This window comes from Streptomyces sp. CB02366, assembly GCF_001905905.1.
Taxonomy (GTDB): Bacteria; Actinomycetota; Actinomycetes; order Streptomycetales; family Streptomycetaceae; genus Streptomyces.
The window spans coordinates 1-10,891 of sequence record NZ_LIVT01000036.1 but is presented as its reverse complement, the minus strand read 5'-3'; the positions used below and the strand labels follow the sequence as shown (position 1 = coordinate 10,891).

Sequence of the window (10,891 nt, the reverse complement as noted above, 5' to 3'; positions counted from 1 at the left end):
GGTCCTACGCGATCAGCCGCGCGGCCCCGGCGACGGCGGAGCCGATCGCCAGGAGGCGGACCTGTCAGTACTCCAGCAGCGGATCGTGTCTTGAGCTGGTGATTGTCGTTGTCCCGGTATGGAGGGCATGACTGAAGTCGGTTGCTGGGCTGCGGAGTTGGAGTCGGCGTTCGCTCGGGTGGCGGGCCGGTTCGCTCGGGCGGATCTGCGGTGGCGGATGCGGGACTATGTCCGCGGTCTGCTGGGTCAAGCGGCACGGAAGAACGGCTGGCAGCTCGCGGAATGGGCAGGTCACCGCACGCCGGACGGCTTCCAGCGGCTGCTGAACAGCAGCCGCTGGGACGCGGACGCCCTGCGCGACGACGTCTGTGCCTACGTCGGTGAGTCCCTTGGCCCCAATGGCGTGTTGATCATCGACGACACCGGGTTCATCAAGAAAGGCACCACCTCGGCCGGGGTCGGCCGGCAATACACCGGCACCTCGGGAAAGATCGACAACTGTCAGATCGGCGTGTTCGCCGCCTATGCCACCGGATCGGGCCGGGCCCTGGTGGACCGGGAGCTCTACCTGCCCAAGGCCTGGACGTCCGACCGCGACCGCTGCCGGGCGGCGAAAATCCCTGATGAGCGGGGCTTTGCGGCCAAGGGCGAGCTGGGCCGGGACATCGTCCGACGCTGTCTGGCCGCGGGCCTGCCCGCCACGTGGGTCACCGCGGACGAGGCCTACGGGCAGGACTGGAACTTCCGCCGCCTGCTCGAGCAGCTCGACGTCGGCTATGTGGTGGCGGTGCCCAAGTCGCAGCAGGTCAAGTCGCTGGCCGGCATCTGGCGCATAGACCAGCGTCCATTGGCCATCGTCGGGCCCGCTGAGCTCGTAAGCCGCCCGTCGCCATACCGGGGATCCGGTGTACCGAAGGGAGATTCCGACCGAAGAAGTGCCCGGCGATGGCCCGGAAGCTCTTCGGCATGCACGACCGGAATCCGGCCCGGACGGGCCAGTCCTTGTCCGGGCTGGTCAGCGGCTTGTCCAGCTCCTGTACGGGGCCGTACGAACACGGCCGCGGAGGGCCGGAACCAGCGTTGTCCACGTGCCGCGGGGCCGGTCACCATGTCCGCATGGCGAATGTGGGGGAGTTGCAGCCGCAGGGGGCCCGTGATGTGGGGGAATTCGCGGCCGCCTTACGACAGCTCAAGGAGCGTTCCGGGCTGACGTACCGACAGCTCGAAGAACGGGCCGCCGAGCACGGAGGAGTGCTGGCCCGCAGCACGCTGGCGGACGTCCTCGGCGGGAAGACCACACCGCGTCCCGAACTGGTGGCCGAGTTCGTGCGAGCCTGCGGAGACGCGGAGCGGGTGCAGGAGTGGCTGGAGGCCCTGGAAAGGACCGTCAGCGGTGCGGCGGGCCGGGACGGAGGCCACGACGGAGGCGGGGGTGCGGACGGGGCGGGTCCTCCCGGCCGGCGCACCGGGCCGGCACCGGGCCGACGCCGGCTGCGCGCGCTGCTGGTGGGGCTCGCTGTGCTGTCCGTCGTTGCCGTCAGCATCTGGGTCCTTGACTTCTCCGGTGAGCCGGGCGGTTCCAAGGGAAAGTCGGACCGGACCGCCCTGCCGGAAGGTCCCGTGCAGATCCGCCCGGTCCTGGCGGACGGCCTGTGTCTGACCGACGGGCATGCCGAGGGGTACGAATCACTGGTGGCCGTGCAGCGTCCGTGCGAGGACGTCGCACCTCAGCAGACCGAGCTCGTGCCCGCGGCGGACGACACGTTCCGCGTGCAGTGGTACCACCCCGACCACGGCAAGGGCTGCCTGAACTCGGTGACCGTCGGCACCGGCGCCGCCCTGCTGGAGCCCTGGGACGACTGCGGGAAGACGAGCAGGTTCCGCATCGAGCCGACAGACTCCGGCCGAAGTGACCAGTACGTTCTCCGGCTGGTCGGCGACGGATGCGTGGGCATGAGCGGATCGGGGACGGTCGCCGGGGTACCGGCGGTGACACAGCCCTGCGACGGGAGCAGGAAGCAGATCTTCTCCATCTCGCCCGCGTAGCTCAGGAGAGCTGTGCTCAGGGGGCCGTGAAGCGGGCGGGAGCCGCGAAAGCGGCCCGGCGGGTGGCGCAAGCGAAGGCAAACGCCCGCGCCACCCGGCCAGGAGCCGTCAAACCTGCTCCGCTGCGACCGCCCTCCGGCCTCGTCGGACCGGGGGGTATGACTTCGGGCGCCGCCTGTTCGTGGTGCGTGACAGACGCAGGGGGGGGCGCGATGTAGCGCCGGACCGCGGCCATGAGGCCGGAGGCCCGGACATGTGCGTACACCGGGAAGCTCACCCTGGCCGCAAACTTGTTCGTCCTGCACGTTCCATGCTGGGTTGGAACATGAGCTCAGGATCGTGTTCAGCAATTTTTGATCGTCCCTGCATCGACCTTCACGTTGCCGGAGTAGATCCAGCCATTACGCCAAGACGAGTCGGCCGGGTCGACGTAGAAGTCATCTCATTTGGTGAGTCGTCGGTAGCAGATGAGGGTGCAGGTGATGCTGGTGAAGGCGAGGAAGTGGTCGGCCTTGCGTTCGTAGCGTCGGTGGAGGCGGCGGAAGCCGGCGAGCCAGGCCATGGTCCGTTCCACGGCCCAGCGATGGCGGCCCAGCCGTTGAGAGGACTCGACTCCCTTGCGGGCGATGCGGTGGGCGATGCCGCGCTTGCGTAACCATCGCCGCAGGTGGGCGTAGCCCTTGTCCGCGTGGAGTTTGCCGGGCCTGCGCCGACGCCGGCCGCGGCGCGAGCGGATCGGCGGGATGCCCTTCACGAGAGGAATGAGGGCCTGGCTGTCGTGCAGGTTGGCCCCGGAAATGCCGACGGATATGGGCAGACCCGACCGTTCCGTGATCAGGTGGATCTTCGAGCCGTACTTGCCCCGGTCGACAGGATCCGGACCTGTCAGGTCCCCCTTTTCAGGGCCCGCATGTTCACCGAGTCGATCGCGCACCGCGACCAGTCCAGCTCGCCGCGGGCGCCGAGTTCGTCGAGGACCAAGCGGTGGAGCTTGGCCCACACCCTGGCCTTCGACCACTCCGAGAACCGCTGGTGGGCGGTCGCCTCGGAAGGGCCGAACGACGCCGACGGCAACTGCTGCCAGGTACAACCCGACGTGGCCACGAAGACGATCGCGGCCTGCACTTCCCGGTCACCGTGCCGACGCCGGCCCCCCCCTGTGGCCGCGACGGCGCCACCGGCACGACTCGCTGGAACAGCTCCCACATCTCGTCCGGCACCAGCCGTTCAACGATCCCCACCATGAATCACAGAATACCGAGTCACCCAAATGAGATGACTTCGTAGTACCAGGTGTTGCCCGAATCGGGGTGGCGGTACTTGCACACAGCCCACAGTCGCGTGTCCACGTCCATGTTGCTCCACCCGATGAAATCGCAGCCCGCAGCCGGCCCGTACCTCAGCCGGATCTCCTCGGTGGTCCGCATGCCCACACTGCCGCCCGACCCGGTGGGATCCCAATTGCAGTTCACAGCTGCGCGAGCCTGGGGGGCTGACAAGGTGGCCGCCTGAGCGGCTGCTGACGCTGACGGCAGCATCGCGAAGGCTGCCGCCGTCGCAACGAGGGCCGCTCCGAGTCCTTTGGGCAGTTGCAAGATCTCCTCCTTCATAGGCCCGCTTAGCGTCCGCGGAGCAGGACAAAGCGGATGTCACCCACGTTCGGCGAGTACAGCACACACGAACTCGGCATCCAGCGGCGCGTATGACCCGAAGCTCGACGTCGACTTCACACCGCTGCGCCGGCGAGTGACCGCGGCGACCAACAAGGTGGAGTCGTTCAACCGGTTCTCCCAGTGGATCGGCTTCGGCGACTGCGGCGTCATCGCCGACAACGACCCCATCGAGCAGGAGAAGACGATGAAGTTCAACGCGCTGCTCACAAACGCGGTGATCTTCCACAACGCCCTGGACATCGCGGAGATCGTGCGGCAAGTGTTGGAGGAAGGATGGGAGATCGACCCGGAAGGCCTGGCGCACGTCTCGCCGTACCTGACCGAGCACATCCACTGGTTCGGCGAGTACTCCACGCACGAACTGGGCATCCAGCCCGACGCGTATGACCCAAAACTCGAGGTCGACTTCACCCCGCTACGCGAGCAGGACCTGACCGCTGCTGCCCTAGAACAGGCTGTTTGACTGCCTGCCCCCGGGGCCTCCCTCGTGTGCGCACTGGCCGTACAGTCGAAGCGGTGCCCGCAGCCATCTCTTATGGCTGCGGGCACCGCCTGTCTGTGCGACATCCCGTGCGTTCCCCTGAGACCCGGAGGGAGTCCGGCCTGCTGGCCAGGGAGGTAGTCAGTCTCTCGGCAGTCCGGTGTCCGGTCGGGGCCTGCCTGACAGAACCAGGCAGACCCCAAATGACTTGGCGTCAACTCACGGAAGCGAGCGCGTCAGTAGTCATTGCAGGGCGTTTCGATCGTCTCCTCTCCGGAGATGTTCCCCTCATAGATCCAGCCGTAGGGCGCCGCGCCTCCCGTGCTGACGTAGTACCACCAATATCCCGAGGACGGGTTCTGGTACCGGCACCAGCCGCCGAGTCGTTGGCCCACATAGAGCCTGGAGGAGACATCGCCGCAGGCGCTACTCGGGCCGGACCTGAGAGCGATGGACCTTGTTACGTCCGCGCCCCCAAAACCGTTCGACGTGGGCTCGGCATTGCAGGCCAGGGTGCCGATGGGGGCGTTCGACGGCGTGAAGTTCGGTGCTTCGTTCGCCACGCTGGCGGATGGGTTCGGCGTTGCCGCATGGGTGGGCGCGACCATCGCGCCGAGAGCAAGCATGCTGCTGAGAGCAGCAGTCACGAAAGTATGTCGTGCACGCATGGGCGAGCTCCTTCAGGGCCGGTTTCCAACTCAGGTCCAGCCCGCTGCGTTGAGAGCTGTTCATCGACGCAGCGGGCCGTGCCGTGGCGACCGTCTGGCCAGCCAGGCACCACACAGACTGCTGACATCGGCAGGCTGAAACAACGAGAGCCGACTGTCCCGGACAGTCGCCGACTGTCCGGGCTGGTCCGGGCCTTGTCCGGATTACGTCCCGGACAGAGCCGCCGCAGTAAATGCCGGATTTACTGCGGCAGAGCCCCTACCGTGATCACCGCGACCTGCGGCGGACGATTCCGGCCGCAGAGGTGAGGTGTACGCATTTACTGAGCATTTTCAGCGTTGCCGCTCCAGGGTGAGGACGGTTTTGGTGATGAGGGTCATGCGGTTGGGGCTGATGCGGGATCTGCGGAAGATCTGCCAGGACTTCAGCCGTGCCATGCCGCGTTCGACCGGTGCCCTCGCCGCGGCCAGGGCTCGGTTGACGGTGCGCTGGGTGAGAGTGAGTTCACCGCCCGGCGGGCGTTTGAGTCCGGTGGTGACCCAGGGGCCGGCGCCCGTGTAGGCACGGTCGGCGAGGACGGGGACGCCCTGGCGTTCGCAGATCCGGATGATGCGGTGGGTGCGGGCCGCGGTGAGGTCGTGAGTGCGGCCCGGCAGGGCGGGCGAGATCCATAGCAGCTCGCCGGTCGGATCGGTGACGACTTGGACGTTCACGCCGTGCCGGCGGTGCTTGGCCGAGTAGTCCGCCCGGCTGTCGCCGACGCGGTCGCATTCGGCGAGGGTTCCGTCCAGCAGGACGAAGTCCGGATCGTGCTCGCGCAGCGTCTTGAGCAGGCCAGGGGCTTGTTCGGCGAGCAGGCCGGTCACGCTGGTGACGTACGCGTGGGGGGTGCCGAGGGATATCCCGAACCCGGCCGCGATCCGGGCGAGGGTGTTGTGGCGGCGCAGGTACACCAGAGCGACGAGCGCACGTTGGTGCGGCGGGAGCTTGCAGCGGCGGTCACCCTCGCGGGTGACGACGAGCATGGTGACCCACTCGACCAGAGCGTGAGGGAGGTCGAGTGCGGCAGGATAGGGAACCAACAGGGCTCCTGTGCCGGTGGGTTGAGACGTCGAACACCTCCCTCAACGGCACGGGGGCCTTGTGCGTTGCGGCCCCCACCTCGACCTGACCGGCGTCACCCGATCAGTAGCCACGCTGAAAACGCTCACTGTCATGAGAGCGGTACATCGCAGATGAGCGACAGCTTCAGCTCTCCCTTCCGCCGGCAGCGTGCAGGGCTGGGCAGGGTCGTCAGCTGGCCTCAGACGCGCCCTGGATAAAAGTTCAAGAAATCAATAAATGCGGCCCAGTCCATGAGTCCAAAGTAATTATGGATTTCCCTGAAGGGGCATTCTGGCCGTTTTAGAGGCTGTTGCCCATAGCCCTCGAATGCCGTACAGTAATAAGTATCGAGGGGGGAATGAGCCCCTCTCTGGACCCCCAGGAACCGTAAAGGAGCCTAGGTATGTCAAAAATAGAAACTAATGGAGTAAATATATGCGTAAATTTGGAAAGCGTCACGAGATTATATTGGCTGTTTATTTCCTTGCCTGTCAGCTAGCCCTCGAAATCGTGGGAGCCTCTCTGTACGTTCAGATTTCTTTTGCTTTTGTTGAATTTGTTGCAGCAATTGTTGTCATTCTTCGTAAGACTGGAGGTATGAATAAAAGCGGCTGAGTAGCGCCTTCAGCGGCTGCTGGAAGGTATGACCCGGCGGCGTCAGGGCTTGATGAGGGCGGGAGTGGCGGGGCTGTTGGAGGTGGGTGGCCAGTGCTGCCCTTCTCCCGCAGCCCCCCCCGGGGGCTCCGTCCCCGAAGTGCAGACCTGAGCATTAGGCGGTTGGCCGGGATGGTTGCCGCCGGTGGAGACAAAGCCCTTGAGCTGAGCCAGCACGGAAGCGACGGGGAAATCTGGGCCCTCGCGATTCCTGGTGGTTGGCGTGCGTGCCTGGGGCGGTCAGTGGCCGGTGGGGGTCGCCCGGGGCGGGCGTTTCGTCACCGGCGCCATACCGGTCGCCCGCCCCGGGCGTCGGGAAGCCTTTCTAGAAAGACGGAAAAATCCCTGCGATATGTCGGTGGATTGGTGGCGGTGAGGGTTGATCAGGCAGGGCGTTTTTCTGCAGCTCTGTGGTCTATGGCGGTGGCCAGCCGTTGACGTCAGGTGGTGTCTTGTGCCCAGGTGACCGACGCGGAGCGGTGCATTTGCGGGGGGCTTGGTGTCATGAAGGCGGTGTACCGCAGTCGGCCTGTTCCTGGGTGGGCTGGTGGGGTTATGGCGCTGAGGGTGGTGTTTCGTTCGTGCCTGTGCCGAGGGTACGGCGGGGGCCGGGGAGGGGCGCGGGGCGTGTGCCGAGGGCTCCTCGGGCTCGGAGGTTGTCGAGGTCGGGGAGGCGGATGCTGGGGAGGGCTTCGAGGATGTCCGCGGTTGTGGCGCGGACGGAGGGCGCGGGAGTGGCGGGGCCGGAGCCCAGCGGGCGCCGTGGCGAGGAAGGTGTTGCGTCGAACTTCGAGTCGCTGTTCGTCATGCCGCCCCGCCCCGCTTCGTGAACTGATCACCGCACGAGCAATCTAGCGTCCTGGTTTTCCCTGGACCACGGCTCCCGGCTCCAGGGCGTCAGGGTCGCGCCGCTAGCCCCTGCCCGCCAAGTGCCCACCAGTCGCGCTTACGCGGAGGGAGCCGCCCCATGTCCTCGCTCGTCCTGCTCGTCGCCGTGCTCCTGGTCCTCGCCGTCCTGGTTGTGGCCCTGCTCGTCGATCTCGTGCGCTGTTACCAGGAGGCGGCAATCCCGATGCTCGTCGGGCTCGGCGGTATGGCCGCGGTCGGGATGGTCATCGTCCCGATCGTGTTCCGGTGAGATCCCGCGTCCTGCGGGGCATGCCTTCCTTCGAGAAGGGCTTGCCCGGGGGCGGGGCAGGCTTGCCTGCGGGCTGTGACCTGCGGGGGTCGGGGATTGGGTCAGCGCCGCCCCGGGTGGTTGGGGTGCTGTTGCTGGGCGTTCTGTTGGCGGTGGTGGTCGCGGTTGTCGGTGTAGGTCATTCCGTTGTCGTGCGGGGGGTGGCGGTGGTGTGCCGGTCGGCGGCGGTCGGGCTCGGGGACCTGTCCCTCTGCCCGGCGCGGGGGCTGGTTGTGCAGCGGGTTGTCCATCGGGTTGTTTTCGATGTCGCGTAACGGGTTGTGCAACAGGTTGCGTACCGGGTTTCCGGGGTGGGCCGTCGCCGCAGGTCGGGGCCGGTGGGTCAGCGGCCGGGCCGTTCCGACACCTCTTTCTCCGCACCAGCGGGAGCAAGAGGGCGTTGCCTTGCCGGGGCGGTGGCCAGCGGGCGGGGCCGTTCCGGTGCTCTTGGTGGTGGTGCGGCTCGGTCTCGGAGCGGCTCCTCGGCGGTGAGTGGGGCGCGGGCATGGTCACGGGGGAGGGGGCGATGCTGCGCTGGCCATTGAGGGCGTCGCGGCGGCCGGAGGGCCGACCGGGGCAGGGGACTGGACTCCGGCGCTCCTGGCGGGCCCTGTGAATGGGTGCGCCGGTGACATCGGATGGTCATCACCAGGAATGGGAGCGCTCTTTCTGCTCAGAGTGCACCGCAGTAGTGATCATGGCTATCGCGCGGTGACCAAGCCGCTTCCGCCGGATGTCCATCGTGGGGATGGCCGGCTGCCATGGGCTCGCCTGTTCACACCCTGTGGTCGGACCGGACGGTGGGGGTCCGGAAAAAGGATGTGTCCGGGGGTGTCCGAGCGTCTTCGTACCCTCGTAGAACGAGGTGTGCGGCGCAATCGCATCGCGCACCCGCCTCCCGGCCCTCCTGCCGGGGTCGGGCAAATGAATGGGGAAGCCGTGTACTCCACGACGTCTCTGTGCACGACGCGTTGCCTGCTCGGGGCCTTCCCCGAGCAGACGGCCGTCGTGCAGGAATGCAAGGGAGCCTTCGGCTCCGCCATCGGCTCTCACGACACGCTCGGTGCGATCTGCATGCTCGACGCAGAGTTCACTCGGTTCGTGGCGGAGACCGAAACCATGCTCTACCGGCACGCCTTCCGTCTGTGCGGGAACCATGCGCAGGCGCAGGATCTGGTGCAGTCGGGTTACCTCAAGATCTGGACCAGTTTGCTGGCCCACGGTCCCAAGGACCTGAACCACCAGAGGGCTCTGGCGTACACCGCCGTCAGGCACGAGTACTACGACTTCTTGAAGAAGAAGTCGAACGGGTACGTGCCGACCGACCTCGCCGATTATGACGCGGCCGGTGACGGGATGGTTGACGATGAGCTCATCGTGGCCGAGAACGCGCGTGAGGTTCTGAAGGCGATCGATCAGCTTCCCGATACGCTTCGGGATCTGATTACCGCCGTCTATATCGACGGAGCCACAGTGGCAGCGTTCGCCGAATCGGGAAACATTGCTCCGAAGACTGCTAGCCGCTACCACCTCAAGGCTCTGAAGCTCTTGCGTGAAATTCTCGGAGAGCAGTAAAAAAGAAGGAGGCAGACAATGGACGCCCTGACAAAGCGTCTGAGTCAGGCCGCCGATTACCTCAAGAGGGAGTCCGACGCCGCCCTTCAGGACCTGCTGGCCGAGACATTCTGTGCGGTCCAAAGTTCCAAGGGCGGCGTCGGGGAACTCGACCGGAGGGGGGAAGGCCTCGCCTTCCCCCCTCCGGGGGGAGATCCCCGGCCAGCACACCTGAGCACAAAAGAAGAGCAGCAGATCAAAGGCCAGAATGAGCTGGCAACGCTGCTGGAAAACGACAGAAAGGGACTTGTGGATGGAAGGGCTCTGCGTCGAATCGCAGAGCTGACAGAGCTGTTCGACGGTGAACAGCTCGCTCAGGTCTGGTGGCACCGAGCAGCGCTAGAGGGAGACCCTGTAGCAATCATGATGCTCGGCGACGACTAGAAGCCTCGGCGGCAGCGACTGGCAGGAGCGCGACCGCCCACCCGGATAGAGGAGTTGCACAGCCGACAACCGCGCGGCCCTGAAATTCGACTGGTCAGGGCGAGAAGGACGCAAGGAAACCGGCAAACAGAAAAATCCCGCAGAGCAAGAAAAATTGGAACAGACAGAACATCTCTTCTCAAACAGAAAGGAAAAAGAGAATGGTGTACCTGAAATCCGAGGAAAACCGGCTCCCGGTCGGATAGCAGTTTCCGTAAGGTGCACGCAACGCACCTGACGATCGAAACAATGTAAGTCTGTGGATTGGCAGAAAGTGAGAGAATCTGCCAATCCACAGGCACCCCGGGGCCCAGCAGACATCTGCTGGGCCCCACCCAACCAGGCTATCTCCGCCGCTAAGCGGGCTGTTGAACGTCAAGAGCCTTGACGCCATTGCATGCCGTGCCCTGAGCCGGAACCTCACTCACTACCGATACGCGAGGCACCCGGTCACGAAATACTCCCTTCTCCAATGCAATATCAGCCCCCAGAAAGAAAACTCCCGTGGCCAACCCTATGGATACTGACCCCCGAATACTCCCAGGATTGAACTGCCTTCTAATGAACGACCTGCCTTCAGCGTCCTTCACGGAGCTCCCTCACATTGGATTGAAACCGACTTTCTACCTGGTAATACGAGGGCAGCCGAACGATCGGACACCTACGGGCGTCCACTCTTCCGGTAGCCAGCCTGGCCCGCGTTAGCGGGCCGGCCCAACCTCGGTGTGGAGCGCAGCGGAGCACCGAGGTTGGACAGTTTCCTACCTGGTTGGGGTCCGGGGGGCGAGCACCTCGCGCAGCGAGGTGTCGGCGCGAACCGCGGAGCGGGGGCGCAACCACCGGGCCGCAGCCCGGTGTTCGCTTGCCCATCGCTGCGCGGTGGGGTACCCGGGGCGGGAATCGGCATCCAGGGTCTCCCTCATGGCGGGCGTTCTCCTCGCCCCCCCCGTCTGGCTGTACCAGCTCTGGGCTTTTGTCGCCCCCCGCCTCCACCAGAAGGAGAAGCGGGACTCCCTGGGGTTCGTGGCCGCGGGGGTTCCGCTGTTCACC

General features: G+C 65.7%; 9 protein-coding genes and 3 pseudogenes. 8 read left to right on the top strand and 4 right to left on the bottom strand.

Translation table 11 applies throughout. The annotated features are described in order from the left end of the window. Window positions 1-127 precede the first annotated feature (127 nt). Together AMK24_RS32285 and AMK24_RS32280 are read left to right on the top strand one after the other, a co-directional pair. Window positions 128-787 (top strand): annotated as a pseudogene (locus tag AMK24_RS32285) (IS701 family transposase); the annotation flags it as partial. Between the two features lie 329 nt (window positions 788-1,116). Further along, a complete protein-coding gene (locus AMK24_RS32280) occupies window positions 1,117-2,046 on the top strand; it encodes a helix-turn-helix domain-containing protein (protein WP_073772427.1) in 930 nt (309 codons plus the stop codon). Between the two features lie 442 nt (window positions 2,047-2,488). On the opposite strand, the pseudogene AMK24_RS33600 reads toward AMK24_RS32280, so the two are convergent. Continuing rightward, window positions 2,489-3,290 (bottom strand): annotated as a pseudogene (locus tag AMK24_RS33600) (IS5 family transposase). A 337-nt stretch (window positions 3,291-3,627) separates the two neighbouring features. On the opposite strand from AMK24_RS33600, the gene AMK24_RS32265 reads away from it, so the two are divergent. After that, the gene (locus AMK24_RS32265; RefSeq protein WP_274535092.1) at window positions 3,628-4,182 is read left to right on the top strand and encodes a Tn3 family transposase; all 555 of its coding nucleotides are present in this window, start codon (window positions 3,628-3,630) and stop codon (window positions 4,180-4,182) included. 254 nt (window positions 4,183-4,436) lie between these two features. Here the strand turns inward: AMK24_RS32265 and AMK24_RS32260 are convergent, their stop codons facing one another. Next, window positions 4,437-4,868, bottom strand: a complete 432-nt coding sequence (locus tag AMK24_RS32260; protein ID WP_073772426.1) for a hypothetical protein — start codon at window positions 4,866-4,868, stop codon at window positions 4,437-4,439. 333 nt (window positions 4,869-5,201) lie between these two features. Next, complete coding sequence (locus AMK24_RS32255; RefSeq protein WP_073772425.1) at window positions 5,202-5,951, bottom strand: IS5/IS1182 family transposase; 750 nt, start codon at window positions 5,949-5,951, stop codon at window positions 5,202-5,204. Window positions 5,952-6,408: 457 nt separating this feature from the next. On the opposite strand from AMK24_RS32255, the gene AMK24_RS33860 reads away from it, so the two are divergent. Next, window positions 6,409-6,588: a hypothetical protein gene (locus tag AMK24_RS33860; RefSeq protein ID WP_143203778.1), complete on the top strand. Its 180-nt coding sequence runs from the start codon at window positions 6,409-6,411 to the stop codon at window positions 6,586-6,588. Window positions 6,589-7,594: 1,006 nt separating this feature from the next. Further along, window positions 7,595-7,765 carry a hypothetical protein gene (locus AMK24_RS34110; protein WP_158072203.1) on the top strand — a complete coding sequence of 57 codons (171 nt, stop codon included), beginning with the start codon at window positions 7,595-7,597 and terminating at the stop codon, window positions 7,763-7,765. Between the two features lie 101 nt (window positions 7,766-7,866). On the opposite strand, the gene AMK24_RS33855 is transcribed toward AMK24_RS34110, so the two are convergent. Further along, window positions 7,867-8,091 carry a hypothetical protein gene (locus AMK24_RS33855; protein WP_158072202.1) on the bottom strand — a complete coding sequence of 75 codons (225 nt, stop codon included), beginning with the start codon at window positions 8,089-8,091 and terminating at the stop codon, window positions 7,867-7,869. Between the two features lie 652 nt (window positions 8,092-8,743). On the opposite strand from AMK24_RS33855, the gene AMK24_RS32245 reads away from it, so the two are divergent. The 3 genes and pseudogenes from AMK24_RS32245 to AMK24_RS33590 all read left to right on the top strand — a co-directional run. Then, window positions 8,744-9,379: an RNA polymerase sigma factor gene (locus AMK24_RS32245; protein WP_073772423.1), complete on the top strand. Its 636-nt coding sequence runs from the start codon at window positions 8,744-8,746 to the stop codon at window positions 9,377-9,379. Between the two features lie 18 nt (window positions 9,380-9,397). After that, entirely contained in the window at window positions 9,398-9,802 is a 405-nt protein-coding gene (locus tag AMK24_RS32240; protein ID WP_073772422.1) for a hypothetical protein, read from the top strand. Between the two features lie 942 nt (window positions 9,803-10,744). After that, window positions 10,745-10,891: pseudogene (locus tag AMK24_RS33590) on the top strand (twin-arginine translocase subunit TatC); the annotation flags it as partial.

Excerpts from the sequence above, each read along its gene's own strand:
- AMK24_RS32280 (WP_073772427.1), top strand. The coding sequence starts at position 1,117 with ATGGCGAATGTGGGGGAGTTGCAGCCGCAGGGGGCCCGTGATGTGGGG.
- AMK24_RS32260 (WP_073772426.1), bottom strand. The coding sequence starts at position 4,868 with ATGCGTGCACGACATACTTTCGTGACTGCTGCTCTCAGCAGCATGCTT.
- AMK24_RS33860 (WP_143203778.1), top strand. The coding sequence starts at position 6,409 with ATGCGTAAATTTGGAAAGCGTCACGAGATTATATTGGCTGTTTATTTC.
- AMK24_RS34110 (WP_158072203.1), top strand. The coding sequence starts at position 7,595 with ATGTCCTCGCTCGTCCTGCTCGTCGCCGTGCTCCTGGTCCTCGCCGTC.
- AMK24_RS32240 (WP_073772422.1), top strand. The coding sequence starts at position 9,398 with ATGGACGCCCTGACAAAGCGTCTGAGTCAGGCCGCCGATTACCTCAAG.